Origin of the sequence: Pseudoalteromonas sp., assembly GCF_018402495.1 — a bacterium.
In the GTDB taxonomy this organism is placed as follows: domain Bacteria; phylum Pseudomonadota; class Gammaproteobacteria; order Enterobacterales; family Alteromonadaceae; genus Pseudoalteromonas.
In genome coordinates this window covers 340,591-362,692 of the sequence record NZ_JAGYIU010000003.1, presented here as the reverse complement: position 1 = coordinate 362,692, position 22,102 = coordinate 340,591, and the positions used below count along the sequence as shown (strand labels likewise).

Here is a 22,102-nt window from a genome sequence, read left to right as displayed (position 1 = left end):
AGTCGCGTGCTTTAATAACCGTTAGCGCATTATTTTCGAGGTAAAAAACCGAATATTTCTCACGGCTAAATGACTGCCATGAGAACACAGTAAATGCTGATTTATTATCTTGCTGCTGATAAACAAACAGCTACGCTATGTAGCTGTGTTTATAATCATCCTGATCTGGGTGATGGTTTTTTAAGTAGTTATGGCCTGCTGCTAAACCAAGTTTATAGTCAAATCGTAAGTCATCATTTGAACTTCCTAATAACTTACTATAAAGCTTTTGATTTGCAAAAATTTGAATTATTTCTACATCTTTTGGTGGGTTAGCAATAAATGCTAACTCATCTTCGTAGGCTTGCTCATGCTGTAATAAGTAGTCTATTGTTTTTGGGCAATAGCCAGATACTTCAACAAATGATTTTAATTTACTTATCCATGCTGATTGAGCCTGAAAGGCTTCATCAACGGTGCGTATAACCACAATTTTGCGTGCGCCACGATTATAGGCTTCGCGTACAGGAAGCGGTGCGGCAAGGCCACCGTCTAAGTAAAAATCAGACTCTGACTGTATCTCGGTCTTACCTAATTCATTTGCGGCTAATGCATTTAACCATGGCGTTAGCTTTACACCTTGTTTATATAAAAATGGCAGTGCACTTGACGCTTTTAATAGCTCTCGCCATTGTTGGCCTTCCCCTGTTGGGGATAAAAAATAAGGTTTGCGATCACGGGCATTGGTTGCAGTAATTAATAGCTCACGGTCACCTAAACTGGCTTTTGCAGTTTTAAAATCAAGCGCTCTGTTTACTTCGGTGGTTTTATCAAAGTACCAATCTAGGTCAACAATATGTTTACCCATTAAGCCGCGACCTAATTGAAAAAAACGTTTATGACGCGAAAGGCCTCTGATCAGGCGTTTAGCATAGCCTTTTTGACGCGCCAAATAGCTCGTTAAGTTTTGAGAGCCTGCAGATGTGCCAATAAATAAGTCAAATGGATCATACTCTTGCTCTAGCCAGGCATCGAGTACACCCGCGGTAAATATCCCTCGTTGTCCGCCACCTTCTGCTATCAGCGCTACTTTTGGTTGCACTGAGTTATTGCATGAATGGAGTGTCGTACTATTTTGAGATTTCACGCTTTACCTTCCTATTTATTTAGCTGAATTGTGTTGCATACCCTTATAATAATCGTTCAATATTCATAATTAAAATTGATTGTTTAAATCAGTTCTATTGAAAAAACAGAATAAACTTTTTCATTGCCACTTTTTAAAATAATGTAAAATGGCCACGACTCAATTAACTTTAATCTGTTTAACAGCATAACAAGCGTTGAGTGTACGCTTGCTTAACCAAATGCTTATCCGTGTTTTATTTGCATTAAAATTTCAAGCGCTTTATGGCGTTTTTCATTATCAAATAAGTCGTTGGTGAATATAAGCTCATCGACCCCTAATGGATTTACAATCATTTCTAACTTGTGTTTAATACTGGCTGGTCCACCGGTAACACTTAACCCTAAAAAGCTCTCAACATGAGCGCGCTCTTGTTCGCTCCACAAACCTTCCATTGTTTCTACTGGGGGTTTTAACCACAACTCGTCGCCTCTAATTAACGATAACACCCGCTGCTTGGATGTAGTTGATAAGTACTGTGCTTCTTCATCTGTATCTGCAGCCACTAAAGGTAATGCCAGCATGACATAAGGCTTAGCTAATACATTTGATGGTTTAAACTCTCGTTTATACAAGGCTATTGCATCATGCACAAAACGCGGTGCAAAGTGCCCCGCAAATACATAGGGGAGGCCTTTTTTAGCAGCTAGTTGCGCACTAAATAAACTTGAGCCTAAAAGCCAAATGGGAACATTGGTGTTTTCACCAGGTATTGCTCGCACGCGCTTAGTTCCCTCATAAGGGCCCAATAATGTTTGTAACTCGCTCACTTCATTAGGAAAGTTTTCAGCACGGCTGATATCGTTATTTAATGCACGACTTGTCACAGGATCGCTACCTGGGGCGCGCCCTAACCCTAAATCAATTCGACCTGGATATAAACTTTCTAAGGTGCCAAATTGCTCCGCAACAACTAAAGGAGCATGATTAGGTAACATAATTCCACCCGACCCTACTCGTATTTTTTTAGTGTTTCCGGCTATATGCCCCACCAAAATTGAAGTAGCCGCACAAACAATCCCAGGCATATTATGATGCTCGGCTAACCAAAAACGGTTAAAACCGAGTTCATCAGCTTTTTGTGCATAGGCTGTACTTTTATTTAAGGTGTCACTCACAGTGGCACCTTTGGTCATAGGCGCCAGTTCTAATAACGAAAAAGGAATGGTTGATAACAAAGTAGCACCTCCAGATTAAATAGCAATGCGCGCTAACCATAAATAATGAGTCTACGGTAAGAGATGGGTGTGCATTACAGTCAATTCAAGACGCCTTGCCTTTTAAAAACTAAATAGCGTTCAACAATTAAGTTAGCTATTTTTAGCGGCAGCGTGTTGACGCTTTAGTTTATAGGCTTCTGAATCAAGCCCTTTTTTCCAATAGCCCGATGCAACAATTTGACTGCGCGGTATAGCTAATTCATCAGTTAATATAGTTTTTGCTTTACGGACTAATCCGGCTTCAAGTGCCATAAATACAATAGGCGGTTGTTCACTAAGCGATACAGATTTTAATGCGTGTATCATATCTGTATTGGGGTTATTTGTTATTATCCAAGTTACATCACGCGAAGATTCTAAGCTGATCACATCATCATCTGTTGGTGCATGGATAATCGCGTCAATTTTTGCGTTTATAGGCAATTGTTGCACGTAGCCTTTAATTGCATTAACCGAAGTTAAATCGCCAAGCAATATATAATGTGGGTGCTCATAGTTATCCAACTTTTTAGGGCCAGGCCCTGCTATACCTAGTTTATCACCTACTTTTGCTTCTTTAGCCCAATTAGTTGCTGGACCTTGGTGCATATTTATCACAAAGTCGAGGGTAAGTGCACCAGTGTGCTCATCAACATGTCTTATAGTGTATGAACGCATACACGTAGTTTTAATATTAAAGTCAACGCGGCCATTTTGTGGAATAAGCACCTTAACGTAGTTACCAATGTATTGGGCACTCAGGTCGTTAAACTCATCTGAGCCGACAATAATGCGTTGTAAATGTGGGGTTATTTGCTTTGTGCTTAATACGGTTGCTTTGCGTACTTTTTTACCCATATAAATTTACCTCACTAAAATGATGAATTGCACAACGCCCCATTGGTTGATAAAATCAACTATAGCAATTTAATTGACTTTGTCAACCATTATGGATTTATTATGAACTCTTCATTGGCCAATACATTATTTGCTTTAATGCAAAATTATCGCGTTACCATACGCGAAGCCATTAATGCAGGTGAGCTTGGATTAAACGCGATGCATGTGCGTTGTCTGCATATTATTGCAGCGACACCTCAGTGCACTGCTAACGATATTGTGAATCAAACCCAACGCGACAAAGCCCAAATAGCACGATTAGTGAAAGAACTGCTCGCGCTAAACTTAATTCATAAAAATGCCAGTGAGCATGACAAGCGTTGTTTTATTCTGTCGTTTACCGCACAAGGGTGCACGCTTTACGACAAATTATTAAACGCTGAGCAGCATGTAAATGCGCAAATGTGTAAAAACTTAAACCCACAGCAAATCAATGACTTCTTAGATACAGCTCAGCAAATGATCAAAAATATGGATTGATCGCAGATCCATTACTTGGCATAACTTATATAAAACGCATATACTGTACACTTATACAGTATATGCGTTTTAGGTTGTTTTATGTTTGTTATTCCCATTTATATAGAGGCCGGTGTATGCGGATTTGAGTCACCTGCAGCACAATATACAGAGCTTGGCGTTTCACTTGATGAGTTATTAATAAAGCACCCTGATGCCACGTTTATTGGGATAGCGTCTGGGTGCTCTATGCAAGAAATTGGTATTTTTGAGGGCGACTTACTGTTGGTTGACCGCGCTGAAATACCAAAAGATGGTGATGTTATTGTAGCTAATTTAAATGGTTTATTTGTATGTAAGTTACTTGATAAAACCAATGCGCGTCTGCTATCGGCCTCTTCTGCTTATAAGCCGGTGCAATTGACTGAGTCTGATGAGTTTCAGCTTGAAGGCGTGGTTACACGCTCGATTAGGCTGCATCGACAAAGCCCTGAGTTACTAACATGTATGCCTTAGTGGATGCGGTTGCTTTTTATGCCAGTGCCGAAAAAGTATTTGACCCCGCCATTCGCTCAAAGCCTGTGGTAGTGCTTACCAATAATGACGGCTGTGTGTGTGCGGTCTGCCCAATTGCGCGTAAGCTTAATATTCCTAAATTTGGCCCTTATTTTAAAGTTAAGCAGTTACTAGAACAAAACAATGTGGTTGTGCGCTCTAGTAACTATGAACTATACGCTAATTTAAGCGACCGGATGATGAGTGTAATTGGCCGCTTTTGTGACACCCAGCATGTTTACAGTATTGACGAATCGTTTTTACACTTTAATGGTTATCAGCCATTAATTACCGATTGGCACCAATACGGGCAGCTAATTAGACGTACAGTATGGCGTGAAACCAAACTCCCTGTTGGAGTTGGCTTTGGGCCAACACCGACCTTAGCCAAAGCCGCGAATCATGCAGCTAAAAAACTAACTGGCTTTAATGGTGTTGCAGTGATTGACGATGAAGTAAGTCGCCGCACTATTTTACAACGAATGCAATGCCAAGATGTTTGGGGGGTAGGCAAACGTTTAGCTAAAAAGCTGGCTCTCATGGACATTCATACCGCGTGGCAACTGGCTGAACAAAGCCCAAAAACTATTCGTCGCCAATTTAGTGTGGTGCTTGAGCGCACAATTAACGAGCTCAACGGCATTACCTGTTTAAACTGGGATGATGTACGCCAAGATAAACAAGCTATTTTTTCAACTCGTAGTTTTGGTCAGCGACTTTGCGACCCCGATGCAGTTAAAACCGCCCTAATAAATCATGCTAGTGTAGTTGCACAAAAATTAAGAGCGCAACAATCGCTAACTCATCGTATTTATATTTTTGCGGCCAGCTCATCACATGAACACGCCTTTTATAAAAAGTCAGTTATGCATCAATTTGATCCGCCTACTAACGATACCCGCGTTATAGCAGGTGCGGTATCAAAGAGTTTTGAGCAAATATATCAACCGGGAATTCGATTTTATAAATGTGGTGTGGGCGCATTAGAGCTCAGCCCGCAGCAGTTTCAGCAGCATCATTTATTTGATAAGCAAACCGATAACCCACAGCTAATGAGCTGTTTAGATGCTATTAACCATAGATACGGTAAAGGAATGCTTAGTGTGGCGAGCAGCCAACTAAATGATCATTGGCATATGAACAGGGCTTTTTTATCGCCGCAATACACGACTCGTTGGCGCGATATTCCAAAAATACAGTGTTAGTCTGCCACTTTAATAAATTCGCATTCTACACTTGGGTTATCTAATGTGTATTTAAGCCTATTATCGGTTAAAAAAGTAATACTTTGTTTAATGGATTTTTCGTGAATAGGATTATCACAGCGGCTCATTCTTAAACTATTCTCAAGCCCATCAGTTTTATACCTAAGCGTACTGGTAATAAAACAGTAATTGGGCTGCTCAATAGTGCGAGTTCCATTATGTAATGAGTTAAATAAAATCTCTTTACCTAAGCTAAAGCCTTGTTCGGGGTCATTCGCATTATTAAATTGCAATCGGCTATTAATACATAACCCAGAGTTACTGGAGGTCACCTCATAATTACCCAGTTTAGTTTTTAAAAGTGGAATGAAACGAGCTTTATTACTCATTCCTGCCACGGCATGATAGCTAAAAAGGCTTATGGTCAGTAAAACCAGTGTGAAAAGTTTCATTATAGGCTCTATCCTCGTGTATCAAATATGAGCAACTGTCACCATGCTTGGCTATGTCGCTTTATATAATATTAACTATAACAGAGATTTACTATAAAAGATGTGAAGTTGTCTTACTATAAGCAGCTGCGTAAATACTAACTTAAAATACGTAGCTAACAACAAATACGATTAAACTAGGCGTAAGCTTTATTACATAAAAGGGAAAGAAAATGCATTACCCATAAACCCTAAGTAATGCATTCAAAGTCAAAGATGGTCGATTATTGCCAGTACTTAGCAAATAACTGCGGGTAACTTTGTTTTAAAAACTTAGGCTTATCTTTAAAACGCTTACCCTTAGGTTGTTCAAGCCCTGATGGGATAAACGGTAACTCATCATCGTTACGCTCTTCAAATAAAAAGCCTGCAATTAAATCATATTCATCTAGGTACGGATAAGGTTGCTCATTTAAAAAATAAAGTGGGGTGCACTGGGCTAGGCTATCAGGGTTTTCTAGTGCGGCTTTAAAAACTGCTTCACCACGAGAAATAAGCCAGCATCTAAATTCTGAAAAACCATATTCATCATTACAACCAGCCATAACAAATGCTGCACCAAATAAATCCCAGGTATAACTTTGGCGCATACAAATACTAAACTGTTTATCAAATTCAATCAGTTGTTCATCGGTTAAATCGCTCAGTGCCAACTTAAGCGATTGACAAACAGAGTCTGGATCAGCCGTTCGATCATCTACCGTCACTAATTGCCAAAACTCGGTTAAGGTAAGTTCATTCATGTAAGGATCTCTTTTACCCGACCTACTTGGCCATCTTCTAACTGTACTTTAATACCATGCGGGTGATTTGGCGATTTTGTTAGTATTCGCTCTACGATACCGTTAGTTAAAGTGCCACTGCGTTGATCTTGTTTAAGCACAATGTTTACTTCAGTACCGGGTGTTATTTGTGAACGTGTTGGAACAGCCATATTATTTCTCTATTACAATTTTTTGGGATTATAGCCTGCTTAATAAAATCACTCCATATTAAAGCTTTTAAAGGCCCTATAAATGCATAATTCAAGCTAATGTGAAGAATAAACAAAACCCATCGTACACATTATGGCTGCTTAGAAAATGAAATGGCATTGGCTTTAATATGTATGTTCAAGCTGGCTAACGCATTACAAATAAGCTGCTCGATGTAATCTAGCTGATTTTTTTGTTTAGCCTGCTCTAGTGCAATATCATCAATAAAATAACAGCTTACTCTAAACTTAGAAGGTAGATTGTTTAAATCAGCCGAGTGAGTAAGAAAGCTAAAGCCCTCCACAGTATCTTTTATTTGCTCACAAGCGAGGGTTAACTGCTGACGAATACGTTTATCTAGCTGCTTTTGGGTTTTGGTCATCGTTTATTGCTGCTCGCGAACCTGTTGTTCTTTAAATTCTTTGTAACTGTCTTGCTGTTGTTTAACACATTCATGATATTGTTTATCAGCCATGTGACTGCATTCACCTAAGCGCGCTGATTGAATTTCATGGTAGCGGCTATTACTGTTACATGCTGCTAAAAGCAATATTACCGATAGCGAGAGTAGATATTTTAACTTTTTATTTAACATTCAAAAATCCTAATATTTTAACGGGAAAACTACTCACTTGCGTTATTTTTGCTGTATATTGCACAGGTTTTGTATTTATAACTGTTAAGGGTAAATTATGATGTTGTCGCAGTTACAAAAGCTGTTTCAGCGTATAGATAAAAGTAAAGTTTTTCAATCATTTGTTATCGCTGTAATTATTATATCAGCGCTAACAGTTGGCGCACATACCTATTCTTTACATCCTACAGCCGAACGTGCCTTGCAGTGGATGGACATGGGCATAACGGTGTTTTTTTTAATCGAACTCATTATTCGTTATTTTGCTGGCAAAGGATTTAAAGATTTCTTTTCTAAAGGCTGGAATATATTCGACTTTATTATTGTAGTCGGAAGTTTATACCCTGCTGCTGGCTCAAGTGTGTTTATCGCGCGTTTATTGCGTATATTTCGTGTATTACGCTTGGTGTCGATGATCCCAGAACTGCGTTTATTAGTTAACTCACTCATAAAAGCCATTCCGCAAATGGGCTATATTGCGCTACTTATGTTTGTTATCTTTTATATTTACGCTGCTATAGGGAGTATGTTATTTGCTCATATAAATTCATTTTTATGGGGTGATGTATCTATTTCTATGCTGACTTTGTTTAGGATCGCGACATTCGAAGACTGGACCGACGTGATGTACGAAACAATGGAAGTATATAACTTAAGTTGGATTTATTACTTAACCTTTATCTTTTTAACCGCATTTATATTTTTAAATATGATGGTAGGGACTATTTTAGAGGTAATGTCACAAGAGCACCGTAATGCTCGAGATGAGCAAACAAACAGTGATGACTTACCGGCTACGCAAGGGCAAGTGGAGGAGCTAAAAATACAATTAGCAGAGTTAAAACAATTACTTAAAAAGTAAAAGTCAGAGTCTAATTATCTTTCAAAGTTAAATTTACAGCAACCTGTTTGGTATTTAAGCAAGGCTAAGTTTATGGTTATTTCCCATAAATAGACAATAATGCAGTATTAATACCAAACAGGCGCTGCTCGAAAGATTTTGCCTAAAAGCAATTAACGATTGTTGCCTAAATGAAGGGTGATAAAGAGCATGAGTCGTTATCGAGTCCGCACAATTACAAACCTCATGCGGATTAAACAACCCAAAGTAAGCGCAAGTATTCACCTTCCCTATTATTTATACTTTAAATTTGCCTACCAAGTCTGTCAGTATAGAAGACAGTCGATTCATTTCATTGCCGTTTTCACTCGTTGTAACTGCAATATTACTCACTTCATCTGCTGCATTTTTTATTTCTGTTACATTACGGTTTATATCTTCTGCAACATGTTGTTGCTCTTCTGCAGCTGTGGCTATTTGCGTATTCAAATCACTAATGTTGACTATAGATGCTGTGATCTCACTAAATTGGTGTTGTGCCGAATGCGCAAGTTCCACGGTTTTATTAGTCGTTTCAATACTGCGCTCCATATCCTTAGATACTTTAGAGGACATACTGCGCAACTTATCAAGCTGTGAAGCCACCTCCTCTGTAGACTCAGCGGTTCGTTGCGATAATGCCCGTACTTCATCAGCTACAACGGCAAAGCCTCGACCATGCTCACCCGCGCGAGCAGCCTCAATAGCAGCGTTAAGAGCAAGCAAATTAGTTTGTTCCGAAATACCACGTATTACACTCAGTATAGACATGATGTTTTCACTTTCAGCGTCAAGCTGGCTAATATCAGCAGACGCATTATTAATAACTTCACATAATTTAATAACACTTTCGGCCGTTTGTGTAATAACCGATTGGCCTAAATCAGATGCCTGCTGAGTTTGCGTAGCAAGCTCTGCTGCATTAGCACAGCTGCTAGAAACTTCATTGGCAGTGGCAGCCATTTCATTAATGGCCGCTGCCGCCATTTCTAATGCTTGTTGCTGTTGGCTGGTAGAGTTTGTTAATTGTGATGCTTGTGATGAGGTTTGTGATGAGGTCTTACTCACATTTTGCGCACAGTCATTAATTTGCTGAACAAGTTCACTAATAAGGTTCAAGAATAAATTAAAGCTAGTGGCTAATTTAGCGGTCTCATCATTAGTTTTAATAGCCAAGCGTTGAGTTAAATCGCCTCCACCTTGTGATATTTCAGTTAAACCATCACTCACTTCAACAATGGGCGCGGATATTAATTTAGAAATGTAACTCGCTATCGCAATAAAAATACCGATCAGCACAGCGCTAATCACTAAAATTGTATAAGCCATGGTGTTAGCTACACTCATAACCTCCGATTTTTCAACTAACCCAATAAACTTCCACCCTAACTTTTTTGACGTGTAGATATTAGCTAAATACTGCGTGTTATCAATATTTATATCAAATAAACCTTTAGCATTTTTAGCCAGATGCGCATATTTACCATCTGCAATAGAAGAAATATCTTTAAATAGGTAACTCGGGTTTTTTACGTCAACAAGCACATTGCCACTATCTTCTATGAGCATTAGGTAGCCAGTTTCGCCAAGTTTGATCTTAGAAATAATATCGGTTAGGCCGCCCAGTGATACATCCATACCTTGAGCACCAATAAAACGATTATTATCCATTATCGCTTTAACCGTTGACACAATAACTAAATCATCCGCAGCCCAGTAATATGCATTTGTACGCGTTGTTTTACCGTTAGCATTTTTTGCTGTGGTATACCAAGGGCGCTCACGGGGATCATAATTTGCATTAACCTCACCCATTGGCCATTGAATATAACCACCTTGCTCGTTACCCATATAAATATAAGCTAGGCCTGGGTGTGTTTGGCCAAAGTGTTCAAATAACCTAAACGCAGCTTGCTCTGTTGGGCTTTGATTTGGATGATTTAGCATTACAGCACGAGTGGCATCCATGTGCGTTTTTACATCACGCTGTGCATTTATAACATTTTTATGAGAGGCCAAATAATCAACATTTTTTGCAATTTCAGCAAAAAACATAGTAATTGCATTATCGACCTGACGCGCCTCTCGTTCACTTAATTGAGCAAAATTATCCAGCGCTTGCTGCCTTGTTTGCGATATCACTAAAGCGGCGATAATAAGTAAAGGAAGTGCAATTGCCAAAGCAAAAGAGAGCTTTAATTTTTTTGATATATTCATAGTGTAAATCCACAGGAAACCTTTATGAATATAGTAAGTTGGTAGCAAATGAGCAAGGAATAACCTAATAAAAATAGCGCTCTAACAAGAGCCTGTTAACCTTTGCTAGAAATCACTTTAATCGTAGCGCTAAATTTAAAGTGTCAATATAACTTAGAAAAAACGAAGGCGGCTATACCAATTAAGCACACGTTACCTTTGTGGATTAGCATATTTCAAATCCACAAAAGCAACACGCCCTAAATTAACAATAAAATTAATATTTATTGTCAACAATAATACGAAGCATACGGCGAAGTGGCTCGGCGGCGCCCCATAAAAGCTGATCGCCTACGGTAAAGGCACTGATATATTTAGGTCCCATAGCCAATTTACGAATGCGGCCAACAGGAATACTTAACGTACCCGTTACTTTTACTGTAGTTAAGTCGGTACTGGTAATGTCGCGCTCATTAGGAATAACTTTAACCCACTCATTGTGCGAGGCTAAAATATCTTCTATTTTTTCTACGCTAATGTCTTCACGTAATTTAATGGTCATCGCTTGGCTATGACAACGCATTGCACCAATACGTACACATAACCCATCAATAGGCACCGGTTGTTTAGATGAGCCTAAAATCTTGTTGGCTTCAACTTGCGCTTTCCACTCTTCTTTTGATTGCCCACTTGGCATCGGCACATCAATCCACGGGATCAAGCTACCCGCCAGTGGCACACCAAATTGATCTTGAGGCAAATCCCTTGATGCCATTTTTTCACTAACTATTTTATCAATTTCTAATATCGCTGAGCTTGGGTTATCTAATTGCTGCGCAACACTTGCATGAATAGCGCCCATTTGTGCAATGAGCTCTTTCATATTGCGCGCCCCCGCGCCCGACGCCGCTTGGTAAGTCATTGGGCTTACCCATGCAATTAAGTCGTGCTCAAATAAACCACCTAGCGCTAATAGCATAAGTGAAACCGTGCAGTTTCCACCCACAAAGGTTTTAACGCCTTGCTCAAGCCCTTGTTCAATCACATCTTTGTTAACGGGATCGAGCACGATAATACTGTCATCGCTCATACGCAGTGCAGAGGCGGCATCTATCCAATAGCCATTCCAACCTGATTCACGTAATTTTGGATACACCGCATTGGTATAGTCACCGCCCTGACACGTAACAATAATGTCCATTTTTGCAAGTTCAGAAATATCGCTGGCATCTAAAAGCGGTTTGGCCGCACCCGCTAAATCTGGGCCAAGCTGACCTGCTTGTGAGGTGGTGAAAAAGGTGGTGTCGATATGTGCAAAATCATGTTGTTGTTTCATTCGCTCTAGTAACACTGAGCCTACCATGCCGCGCCATCCGACTAATCCTACTTTTTTCATTGTTTGTTCCACTGTTTGATTCATAAAAGGAGCCTATACATTAAAAATTAAAAATTCATTGCGTGAGATTTAATTTTTACAGCCCTAAGCTAACACCACCAGCACACTAAAACTAGTCAATAAACTGTAACTTAAATTTTTTTCATAGTGATAAAAAAAGCCCTATCGTAAAATAGGGCTAATCGGCGTTAGGTTTTATTGTATTCGCCTTCCTAGGCCAGAGTTAGTTAAAATGAATAGCTATAGCTAATATCAAAACTAGTACCAATTTCTTTCGAGCGTACTATAATATCTGACTGAGTTACCTCTTGCTGCTCATCAAGTAAGTTTTTAATTCTAAACTTCACGTTAGAATTAAAATCAGGATACCACGTATACACTAAGTCTAATGAGTTAAAGGGCTGCTCATAGGCATCATCTCGCCCTGCAATACCCGCCGCTAATATACGCTCACCAGAGACGTTATACACTAAAGAACTACTGTGTTGTCCATCCATTGAGTCGTAGTTTAATTGTAAGTTAACAACGTACTTTGAATGCCCTGTCATACGCTTTGTTGGATTAGTTAAGTTACCCGCAAACGCCGGATCAATACTTGCTTCTGAATCGCTTAACGTAATGTTACCACTTGTAAATAAGCCTTCTGTTAAGAATGTAAGATCTTTTAGCCATTCAGCTTCAACACCATACACTTCTGCCGTTTCACCATTTACAAACGTAGCAGAATAATCCTCATCGCCAACACGTAAAACAGTTTCAATAGGTTTTTCTATGTCTTTGTAAAACGCAGCAACAGAGAACGAATCACCTGTTTCGCCATAATACTCATAACGTAAGTCATAGTTTTTAATGGGGCTACTTTGCAGGCCACTGCGACCAAAAGTACGAATATCTGTACGAGGGTCAAAATAAGACACAGGCACAACCTCACGTAAGTCAGGTCGAACTACCGTTTCACCATATCCTAAGCGAACCTGATAGTTTTCTGAGCCTAAATAGGTCAGTGAAAGTGCAGTGAAGAAATCATCTTCAAGAATACTACCCGCTGCAATTTTATCCGCAGAATAAAAATTATTCAGATCATCCGCAGTAAAAATTAAGCTTGATGTACCAATTGACGTTTGCTTAAACTCTTCATAACGCACACCGCCACTAACTCGAATCAGGTTGTCATAAATAATGTCAAACGAACCGTAACCAGCCTCTATTTTTTGCCCAGCTAAATAGTCATCTGCATCAGGCGCAGAAGGCTCATTAAAGTCAAGCAACATACGTTGACCGTCAATAAACTCATCAGTTAAATAGCTACTTGCTAATAGTGGGTCATTGGCAACAACAAGTGAAAGTCCGGTGCCGTTATTCATCGCAAAGCTTGAGGTGTTATAAATACGCGCGCGGTCGGAGACATCAAAACCCCCTTTTAACTCAACTTCAACAGCAGAAAAGCTTAAAGGAAGCGTTAAATTACCACCGTATGAGTTCACTCTATCTTCCATGTCTATATAAGAAAATATAGCTCTATTGTCATCACCCGTTATTTGCGAATTTACGTAATTACCAGCATCATCGTAATTGTCACGAAACCTAAAATCTGTGCTTGTAGGTATGTCTGTAGTTGCTTTTGAACGTGTATATTGCCAATCAGCACCAATTCCCCAATAATCTAAAAACGTATGTTGACCAAGTAACTGATTAACCGTGAGTGTACGCTCTTCTAAAATAAACTCGTGGGTACGGTTTGCTTGGTTAGTATTAGCAATGGTAAACACAGAACTACCTGCGGGGCTTTGCGAAGTAGCAATTTCCGTTTCATCTTCTATGTCACGTAAAAATAAACTCATAAACGAAACACTGTGGGTATCTAGCTTGTAACCTAGATTCAGTGTTGCGTTATAACGCTCGTTCTCGGTCGTTACTTTAGAGTCTTTCACTGTGTTAAAACACGATGTACTAACATCTTCTGCAGTATCTAACGTTGTGGCACAGTCTTCACTGATATTTTGTGCAATAACTGCTGAGCGCCTATTTGAAGCATCCCACTCTTTATCGTATTCACCTGAGACTAAAAAGCCCACAGTCCCGTCTAACCATGGCTCATTAAAGCTATTACCTAAATGCGCTTTTATATCCCAACTTGGGTCAAGTGATTCATTTTTAAGTGTGTAATCACGCGGTATAGATTTTAGTAGCTGATTATTGATAGCGATTGCTTGCTCTGAGCGAGTAGCTGAATCGGTATCTACCAAGTTGTCTCTGTCAATAATATTACTGACACTAAAATTACCACGGTATTTTACAATTGCCTCATTGAGTATTTGTGGGATATCACTATCGTTACTTTTATAAGTAAACCCTTTATCTGCTGATGTATCTTTGGCTATACCCGCAGAAAAACCCGCTGTAAATTCAGAAGGAATTGACTTTGTACGAATATCGATATTACCACCACCAAAGGCAGCAGGCATATCAGGAGAGTATGACTTTTGCACTGCCATACTTTCTATAATACTTGCAGGAAAAATATCTAGCGGTACAACATTACGGGTTAAATCGGGGCTGGGGATATTCGCTCCGTTTAAACGCGCACTTGAATAACGCTCACCTAGGCCGCGCACGTAAATGAACTTGCCATCAACTAGCGTTAAACCAGTAACACGGCGAAGTGCTGATGCCGCATCACCGTCGCCGGTGCGAGATAACTGCTCAGCACCTAAAATATCGGCAACAAACGCTTGATTTTTCCGCTCTTCAACAACCGCAGCAGCACTCCCTTGTAAACGTGTACCTACCGCAACAACTTCTTCTATTTCACTTTGATCTAATTGGGCAGCGCTCACATTAGCTGAACCTGCCACTAGACCAAGACCGATTGCCAACGACAATTTATGCAGTCTATATTGATTTAACATCTTTACAGATCCCTAATCAGTTAAAAAATGGGCGCCTAAAATGCAGTTGCAAATGGCGCCCAGAATAATCGATACACTAGTTAGTTAATTAGTCTGCACGTGCTGCATTAACAGCCGTTTCAACCCATTTGTACCAAGTAGAATCTGTATCCTGATCAGACACCGCACCAATATAAGGAGCTGATTCAAAGAAGTCTGAATCTAATGTGCTTAAATCGTTAGCATCAATTGTAATATCAGTAGATGCAGTGTTAGTTGCAAAACCATTCTCAGCAAATACATCAGCGCCTTCGCCAATACGTTGGTTAATACCGCCTCTTTCAAACCATGCTGCTTTAGTAGTTGCAGTTAGTGAATCTGGCTCACTGCCACTAACGAAGCTGTCTTCACCGGCAAACTCTGATGCACAGCTCATTACCGCACTGTTAAATATAATTTTATCAGCTTGGCGCTCACCATCACTTGAAAAATTAATACAGCTTGTTTGCGTTGCCACATCTTTGGTCATTAATACGTTATAGTAATTCGCAGTAAATGAGTCATCAAATTTAAAAGCAATCGATGGGTCATTATCACGAACTGATAAGCCATCAGTTGTAATTACCGTCACGTTTGCAATTGTTGGGTTTGATGTAGGTGCTTGCTCAGTTGCTTCGCCTTTAATACCATCAGCCTCAAAACCACCATTGCCCATATGAACCACAGTGCCATCTGGAAGGGTTACAGTGCCATGCATAGCATATAAAAATTGTGCGTTACCTTGCCAACCTGAGTCAAAGTCAAATGAGTCATCTTGTGAATCAGTTACTATAATGCGCTTAAGATTTGCTGCACCACCAAAAAGCTCTACACCATCATCGTAACCTTGGTGAACGTGAATGTACTCAAACAATGAACCAGAACCAACAGCGTTAAGCGTGAGCGAGTTTAAATCGTCGCCCTCACCGCCTACTTTAGGGCCAGAGCCTGCGTACCAAATTTTTGCAAATTTAATGTTACCGCTAGAGTCGCTGTTATCATTACCGCCGTAATAACTTGTAATACCTTCTGAAGGTCTGTTACACGTGGCTGCATCACGCTCTGCATCTGTACAGCCGTTAGTGATACCCTTACCGTTAATAATGATGCCGCCCCAATCAGCATAAAGAGGACCATTACCTTCAGCATCTAAACGCTCAAAGGCTTTAGCTGAAGTGAATACGATAGGTTTTTCAAAAGTACCAATTGCCTGAATTTTTGCACCACGGGCAACACGAATAATTGCATCACCTGATTTAAAAGCAAGTTTTGCCCCAGGTTTTACTGTAAGCGTAGGACCATTTTGTGGGATCTCAAAACCTTGAGAGGTATCACCATCAAGACCAAAAAGCAGGGCATCATCAAACACGTGAACACCACCACCTGGTAATTCGTTAAACGTTAAGTTTGCAGTGATTTGAATATTTTTGCTTGCAAATGAATCATTGTATAAACAATCTAGGCCATCGAATATACCCTCAACAGTTCCTGCATCAGTTTCATAGCTTGTACATTCAACTTCAGTGCTTGTGCCACCGCCGCTGCTATTATTTGAGTTATTAACACTGTTATCAGTACTGGTGCTGTTGTCATTAACCGTTGGTGTAATTTCTATATCACCACCACAACCTGCTAATGTCATTGCCGCTGCTACAAGACTAACTTTAAATAAGCCAGATAATTTCATTGTTCACTCCGTAATAGTATTTAATTATTGTGTTAGCGCATTAAGTAAAAACTTAAGTCACGTTAAAGCACGATACTCATGCATTAAGGTCACTTGAGTTATCGAATACGAATACAATACGGGAGTGTTATGACAATCTAGTTACACTTTCATAAACATAACATGACAATATCAATTATCTAAAAATCAATGCGTTGCTTTTTAAAATAATAAAAAAACCGTATTAAAGTTACCTTTAATACGGTTTGCTTAGTGCAATTATGAACTGGTTTTTAGTACGTTAATTAATACTTAATTGACGCACTATACTAATTATAGAAGTGCTGTTTTTAGGGTTTGTGCATGCACTTTTTCACGTTTTACGTATTTGATCCATTGCTGTGCTAAACGTTGCGACTTTTTGTGCTTTTCGGCTTGTTCAAATGCAAGGATAGAGGCGTCAAAATTTTGCAAGTTGTACTGCGCCATTCCCAGTGCAACAAACGCATTTGATTCAAAATCAAGACCTCCTTTGTCTAACGCTTTGCGAGCTGCATCAGCAGCTTCTTCATATTGTTCGGTATTAACATATACTTCAGCTAAACGTTGGTCGTATTTACCATGCTCTGAACGCTCTGCGGCTTTAGCAAAGTAATCTATCGATTTTGCCTCTTCTTTTGCTTGTATTAACGCCTCAGCAATAAAAGCGTAATTTTTAGCTTCTTTTTCAACAATGCCTTGCGCTAGTGCTTTACTCATAACATCGGCTGCTTTATAAGCTAATTGGTTATATAAATACACCTGAGCAAGCTGCCTTAGATCTGATTTTGAGGTTAAAAAGCCTTGTTGGTATGCCGCCTCTAAAATACTGAGCTGTTGTTTTTCTTGGCCTGTTTCTCCATACATTCCGGCCAACTGCACCCAATATTCAGGTTTATTGTACAGTTTTACCATACGCTCAAGAACAGTAACTACGTTATCGGTTTGATTAAGTGAGTAATACATAGCACGTTGCAATACTAGCCAGTTCTCTTTAGGTACTTTACCTTCACTATCACTTAAGTTAATTGCTTGGGTAATATAGCTCAGCCCTTGCTTATAGTCTTTTAACTGATAATAGGTTTGCGCTCTTAGTAAATAATAAGCGTCGGTTTTAGGTTTGGTATTAATGGCATCCCATTGATCTAAAAATGCAATCACCTTTTTATAGTCACTATTCGCCATAGCAAGTTGCGCTAAGCTAAAGGTGGTGCTTAAGCGCAGTGATTCAGGGATTGCTTCTTCAGCTATCACTTTTTCAAATGAGGCGATCGCTTTTATTAAGTCATTTTCATTGTAGTAAATAAACCCATAAAAGTTATGCATCATTGCTACCTCATAAGAGTTCATGCTCGATGAACGTGCTTTGATACTATCTAACGCCTCTAAGCCACCTTTTACATCTCCGTCATCGGCCAGCTTTTGCGCTCTTGCTAATTGGCTGTAAACCTTTTCACGTAATGCCGGAACGCGCTTAGTTTTTTGCTCTTGAGCTGCATATACACTGGCTGTATCAACGCCTGGTAAAATATTCAACGCACTGGGCGCAACAATACTGGTTGTTATTGCTGCAGTACATACTAAGCTTACTTTTAAAAGTTTTGCTGTAAGTTGTAGTTTCATAATTGCCTCACTTTCACTCTTTAGCAGCCGCTAGGCCATATAAGATTGATTAACCATTAATTTGGAAAGAAATTTTATTTTGCACACCCGCCACTTCAACGGCTTCACCATTAACGACCCGCGGTTTATATTTAAATTTAAGTGCGGCATCCATAGCGGCTCTGTCAAACAATGATTCTGGCTCAGCAGTTATAACACGCGGGTCTTTTACTGTGCCTTGTTTTGTCACTGTAAACTCTACAATCACATACCCTTCAATACCTCGAGAGAGCGCACGACGAGGATAAACAGGGGCCACTTTTACAATTGGTAAATATTCACCATCACTGGTTTCAAGTGCTAATCCGCCGGCAAGATTCACATCTGCATCGACATTTGCGGCAAAATCAAAATTGTTACTAGCCGCATTATTATCACTGTTTTGCATTTGTGGTGATTCCATAGGTGGCGGCGGTTCTTTTGGTGTTGGCGGCTTTTGTGGTTTACGTTCTTTCTTTTGTACAGTTTCCTCTTTCTTTAAGCGTACAAAATCAAGCACGTTGCCTTTGGCAGGCTCACTCATAGCGCCCTCACCACCGCTAATTAATGCCTGCATGCCTAAAAAGAGCATAAAGGTCACCACACCGGCTATGACTAGTGCTAATAAATAACGCATCACTTTTTATCCTTCTTGCGCCGCGATAGAAACATCAAATACACCCGCTGCACGCGATGCATCCATTACTTTAATTAACGTTTCTGTGGTGGCTTTTTTATCCGCTTGAATAACAACACTGCCTTGTGGATTTTCCGCCTTTAAGCGCTCAATGTTAGCTTGTACAGCACGTACATCAATTTGACGTTTATTAATCCAAATCTCACCTTTATCAGAAATAGCAACCAAGATATTCGCACGCTCTTTTTTAACCGCGGTTGCCGCTTCAGGGCGGTTTACATCAATACCTGCTTCTTTCACAAACGATGCTGTAACAATGAAGAAAATCAACATGATAAATACAACATCTAGCATAGGTGTCATGTTTATTTCTTCTGCTTCATCTTCTTGGAATAAATTACCTAATGGGGCTCTCATTTTTGTCTCTCCTAGAATAAGCGGTGTTTTTATACACCGCTTTTCAATAATTTTTTAGTGGTCTAACACCATAGTGTCTTGCAGTAATTCAACTTCACGCTTGGCTTTACGCTGTAGATACGTTGAGGCGAATACACCCGATAACGCCCCGACCATGCCAGCCATTGTCGGAATTGTTGCCTTTGACACACCCGATGCCATAGAGCGCGCACTGCCAGTACCTGTAATTGCCATTACATCAAATACCTCAATCATACCTGTTACCGTGCCAAGCAATCCCAATAAAGGACACAAAGCAACCATAACGTTTATCAAGGGTAAATTTGCATTAAGGCGCATACTGACTCGTGACACTTGCGCTTGGCGGATCTGCTCTGCGTGCCAACTATTACGTTCACTACGTTGTGCCCACTGTTTTTTTACCGTGTTTTTATAAGCTCGATAACCATTAAAAAAGTAAATAAATCGCTCGAGTATCAATAACCACATCGCGAAAATTAACACCCCGATGACCAAGAGTACTTGGCCACCTGTGTCGAGAAAATCACGGATAGCATTGATTGAGTCAATCAATAGCACCATGGTTTAAGCTCCTTTCTCGCTTCGCTCGGCAATAATACCTGCGCTTTGCTCTTGTAAAATAAGCAGCAGACCTTTTGAACGCGTGTTAAGTATGGTGTAAATAAACACAGTAGGAATAGCAACAACTAAGCCTAATACAGTGGTGACCAATGCTTGTGAAATACCACCAGCCATTAGTTTAGGGTCGCCAGTACCAAATAAGGTGATAGCTTGGAATGTATTGATCATACCGGTTACTGTACCTAATAAACCGAGTAAAGGTGCAACCACAGAGATGATTTTAATTAAAGTTAAATTACGTGTGATTTTTGGCATTTCACGTAAAATAGCTTCACTTAATTTAAGTTCTAAAGTGTCGTAGGCAACATCTGGATATTGATCTTTCACTTGCATAACTCGACCAAGCGGGTTGTCATCACGTGCAACGTTGTCTTTAAGTTGACGACGAATTTTACCGCCTACAAGCATCAGGGATACAAAACGTTCTAGAGCAATAAGCAAGGCTAGCAAACCAACACCTAAAATAACGTAACCTACCGCACCACCTTGATGAACTTGCTCGCTGGTATCAGGTGCTTGCACTAATAAACCCAAAATTGAGCCCCCAGTTGGGTCAAGTGCAAATGGGACAACACCCGAGTTTGCTTGTTGTAAATCAGCTGCCGTCGCTGTGAAACGACTACTTGGTTGGCGAGTCAATTGGCTAATTGTATTTGTAGCAGGTGTATACTCTAAGTATTGACCGTCACTAATCAAATTAAACGCGCCCACACGAACTACTTCTTTTTGTACTTTATTACCACCGTCAACAATTACGTCAGTAGTAAAGCGGCTAACTTTACCTTGTTCGGTCATTTCGCGTTGAAGCTCAAACCACACTTTTTCTATATCATCAATAGAAGCAAGTTTTGATGTTGAACCCATTTTTTGTGCCAGTTCATCCATAAAGGTACTACGCCCAGGTATTTGTGCCGACACCACTGAGGTAGCAAACTTATTACTCGAATCGCCTGCTACCTGCTGTAATACACCAAATAACTCTTTAAGCGATCCCATACGCTTTGATAACGTGTCAGTTAAATTGGCTAATTTAATCTCGTTTTCTTCAAACTGAGTTTCTAAGCGCTCTGACTCATTTAACATTTGATTACGTTTAGCTTGCGTGTTCTTAAGCATTTGTACTTGTTCATTTTCACGCGAAATAAACGCTTGTTCGCGTTGTTTGTTTTGCTCGCTTTGAACTGCTTTGCCCGCTTCTAGGGTTTTAAGTAACGAATCTAAATTCATTGGCTCGGCTGCAACACTTGCACCAGTAATACTTAAGCCTGCAGTAAAAAGAGCCATTTTTGTCATTTTAGTAAGCAATTTCATTTTTTAACCTCTTATTCTGCAGCGTGAACTGGTAGCGTTAACATATCGGGGGCAAGTTGTTTACGAGCAATGCGTAAACCTTTATTTATTTGGCTAATAGTTGAATCAGGTAAAGCAACGAATGATTGACTGTCTGCATTCCAACTACCGGCTTTTTTACCATCTCGGGTTAAGTAAATAAGCTCTAGACGACCAATGCGTAAAAAGTCCACCTCACGTTCTTTTCCATCGACATCTAAAAGGTCAGTATAAGCTTCGATAGTGCGACCGTAGTCAACTTCAACTTGGTAGGCTTCTAACACACGGCGAAATTTTTCACTTGAATTAATATCAGCGCGGTCCATCATTTCTTTTAAAGAAGAAAGACGTTTTGAACGTTCTTCTTTTAAAAATGGTACATCTAGAGAAACAAACTGCTCTAGGCCGGTGATCATACGAAGCATTAAAGGCGTGATTTGACGCTCAATAACAGACACTTGATCCATTGAAAGATTAAGTGATTGCATTTCTTCTATTTGGTTATTTAATTGCTTAGTTAACTGGGCGTTATAAACGGCTAAACCGTCAATTTCTTTGTTTAAGGTTTTAAATTGCTGTAAACGCCCTTGCATTGAATCTGCAATCTTGTCTATTTTTGTTTGTGATTGCGCAGCTGATTTATTAATTTCACTGCTTTTATCAATTACTGTGTTTAATTCATTTGCATGGACTGCTGCACTTGCGGCTACAATACCAGCTAAAATTAATGGTTTAACGCCTTTCATCGTA

At 39.8% G+C, this 22,102-nt stretch carries 22 protein-coding genes; 4 read left to right on the top strand and 18 right to left on the bottom strand.

Going from position 1 to position 22,102, the window contains the following annotated elements; translation table 11 throughout:
- Nucleotides 1-130: 130 nt before the first annotated feature.
- The 3 genes from KG708_RS11465 to KG708_RS11455 form a co-directional block, all read right to left on the bottom strand.
- Nucleotides 131-1,126 carry a DUF6363 domain-containing protein gene (locus tag KG708_RS11465; RefSeq protein WP_213609907.1) on the bottom strand — a complete coding sequence of 332 codons (996 nt, stop codon included), beginning with the start codon at nt 1,124-1,126 and terminating at the stop codon, nt 131-133.
- A gap of 224 nt (nt 1,127-1,350) precedes the next feature.
- Nucleotides 1,351-2,343, bottom strand: a complete 993-nt coding sequence (locus KG708_RS11460; protein WP_213609905.1) for an LLM class flavin-dependent oxidoreductase — start codon at nt 2,341-2,343, stop codon at nt 1,351-1,353.
- Nucleotides 2,344-2,475: 132 nt separating this feature from the next.
- Nucleotides 2,476-3,222: a siderophore-interacting protein gene (locus tag KG708_RS11455; RefSeq protein WP_213609903.1), complete on the bottom strand. Its 747-nt coding sequence runs from the start codon at nt 3,220-3,222 to the stop codon at nt 2,476-2,478.
- Between the two features lie 102 nt (nt 3,223-3,324).
- Here KG708_RS11455 and KG708_RS11450 point away from each other — a divergent pair, with 102 nt between their 5' ends.
- The 3 genes from KG708_RS11450 (at nt 3,325) to KG708_RS11440 (ending at nt 5,483) form a co-directional block, all read left to right on the top strand.
- Entirely contained in the window at nt 3,325-3,744 is a 420-nt protein-coding gene (locus KG708_RS11450) for a MarR family winged helix-turn-helix transcriptional regulator (protein ID WP_028834599.1), read from the top strand.
- Between the two features lie 81 nt (nt 3,745-3,825).
- A complete protein-coding gene (gene umuD / locus KG708_RS11445) occupies nt 3,826-4,239 on the top strand; it encodes a translesion error-prone DNA polymerase V autoproteolytic subunit (protein WP_213609901.1) in 414 nt (137 codons plus the stop codon).
- On the top strand, nt 4,227-5,483 hold the full coding sequence (locus tag KG708_RS11440; protein WP_213609899.1) for a Y-family DNA polymerase: 1,257 nt from the start codon (nt 4,227-4,229) through the stop codon (nt 5,481-5,483). The genes umuD and KG708_RS11440 overlap by 13 nt, the downstream gene beginning before the upstream one ends.
- Here the strand turns inward: KG708_RS11440 and KG708_RS11435 are convergent.
- The 5 genes from KG708_RS11435 to KG708_RS11415 form a co-directional block, all read right to left on the bottom strand.
- Complete coding sequence (locus tag KG708_RS11435) at nt 5,480-5,935, bottom strand: hypothetical protein (protein WP_213609897.1); 456 nt, start codon at nt 5,933-5,935, stop codon at nt 5,480-5,482. The two genes, KG708_RS11440 and KG708_RS11435, sit on opposite strands and share 4 nt — an antisense overlap.
- Nucleotides 5,936-6,198: 263 nt before the next feature.
- Nucleotides 6,199-6,717, bottom strand: coding sequence for a DUF4240 domain-containing protein (locus KG708_RS11430; RefSeq protein ID WP_213609895.1), 519 nt, complete (start codon nt 6,715-6,717; stop codon nt 6,199-6,201).
- Nucleotides 6,714-6,908, bottom strand: a complete 195-nt coding sequence (locus tag KG708_RS11425) for a YwbE family protein (protein WP_213609893.1) — start codon at nt 6,906-6,908, stop codon at nt 6,714-6,716. The genes KG708_RS11430 and KG708_RS11425 overlap by 4 nt, the downstream gene beginning before the upstream one ends.
- A gap of 131 nt (nt 6,909-7,039) precedes the next feature.
- Complete coding sequence (locus KG708_RS11420) at nt 7,040-7,330, bottom strand: hypothetical protein (protein WP_213609891.1); 291 nt, start codon at nt 7,328-7,330, stop codon at nt 7,040-7,042.
- 3 nt (nt 7,331-7,333) lie between these two features.
- Nucleotides 7,334-7,543, bottom strand: coding sequence for a hypothetical protein (locus KG708_RS11415; RefSeq protein WP_213609889.1), 210 nt, complete (start codon nt 7,541-7,543; stop codon nt 7,334-7,336).
- A 100-nt stretch (nt 7,544-7,643) separates the two neighbouring features.
- Here KG708_RS11415 and KG708_RS11410 point away from each other — a divergent pair, with 100 nt between their 5' ends.
- Entirely contained in the window at nt 7,644-8,444 is an 801-nt protein-coding gene (locus KG708_RS11410; RefSeq protein ID WP_213610216.1) for an ion transporter, read from the top strand.
- Nucleotides 8,445-8,720: 276 nt separating this feature from the next.
- On the opposite strand, the gene KG708_RS11405 is transcribed toward KG708_RS11410, so the two are convergent.
- From KG708_RS11405 to KG708_RS11360, 10 genes are all read right to left on the bottom strand, one after another.
- Nucleotides 8,721-10,679, bottom strand: a complete 1,959-nt coding sequence (locus KG708_RS11405) for a methyl-accepting chemotaxis protein (protein WP_213609887.1) — start codon at nt 10,677-10,679, stop codon at nt 8,721-8,723.
- Nucleotides 10,680-10,935: 256 nt separating this feature from the next.
- On the bottom strand, nt 10,936-12,078 hold the full coding sequence (gene asd, locus KG708_RS11400) for an aspartate-semialdehyde dehydrogenase (protein WP_213609885.1): 1,143 nt from the start codon (nt 12,076-12,078) through the stop codon (nt 10,936-10,938).
- Nucleotides 12,079-12,281: 203 nt separating this feature from the next.
- Complete coding sequence (locus tag KG708_RS11395; RefSeq protein ID WP_213609883.1) at nt 12,282-14,963, bottom strand: TonB-dependent receptor plug domain-containing protein; 2,682 nt, start codon at nt 14,961-14,963, stop codon at nt 12,282-12,284.
- An 88-nt stretch (nt 14,964-15,051) separates the two neighbouring features.
- Nucleotides 15,052-16,668 carry a hypothetical protein gene (locus tag KG708_RS11390; RefSeq protein WP_213609881.1) on the bottom strand — a complete coding sequence of 539 codons (1,617 nt, stop codon included), beginning with the start codon at nt 16,666-16,668 and terminating at the stop codon, nt 15,052-15,054.
- Between the two features lie 312 nt (nt 16,669-16,980).
- Nucleotides 16,981-18,309 carry a hypothetical protein gene (locus tag KG708_RS11385; RefSeq protein WP_213609879.1) on the bottom strand — a complete coding sequence of 443 codons (1,329 nt, stop codon included), beginning with the start codon at nt 18,307-18,309 and terminating at the stop codon, nt 16,981-16,983.
- Nucleotides 18,310-18,358: 49 nt separating this feature from the next.
- Nucleotides 18,359-18,964 carry an energy transducer TonB gene (locus KG708_RS11380; protein WP_213609877.1) on the bottom strand — a complete coding sequence of 202 codons (606 nt, stop codon included), beginning with the start codon at nt 18,962-18,964 and terminating at the stop codon, nt 18,359-18,361.
- Nucleotides 18,965-18,970: 6 nt separating this feature from the next.
- The gene (locus KG708_RS11375) at nt 18,971-19,381 is read right to left on the bottom strand and encodes a biopolymer transporter ExbD (protein ID WP_213609875.1); all 411 of its coding nucleotides are present in this window, start codon (nt 19,379-19,381) and stop codon (nt 18,971-18,973) included.
- A 54-nt stretch (nt 19,382-19,435) separates the two neighbouring features.
- Nucleotides 19,436-19,963: a MotA/TolQ/ExbB proton channel family protein gene (locus KG708_RS11370; RefSeq protein ID WP_213609873.1), complete on the bottom strand. Its 528-nt coding sequence runs from the start codon at nt 19,961-19,963 to the stop codon at nt 19,436-19,438.
- A gap of 3 nt (nt 19,964-19,966) precedes the next feature.
- The gene (locus KG708_RS11365; RefSeq protein WP_213609871.1) at nt 19,967-21,334 is read right to left on the bottom strand and encodes a MotA/TolQ/ExbB proton channel family protein; all 1,368 of its coding nucleotides are present in this window, start codon (nt 21,332-21,334) and stop codon (nt 19,967-19,969) included.
- A gap of 11 nt (nt 21,335-21,345) precedes the next feature.
- The gene (locus tag KG708_RS11360) at nt 21,346-22,098 is read right to left on the bottom strand and encodes a DUF3450 domain-containing protein (protein ID WP_213609869.1); all 753 of its coding nucleotides are present in this window, start codon (nt 22,096-22,098) and stop codon (nt 21,346-21,348) included.
- Between the last annotated feature and the right edge of the window lie 4 nt (nt 22,099-22,102).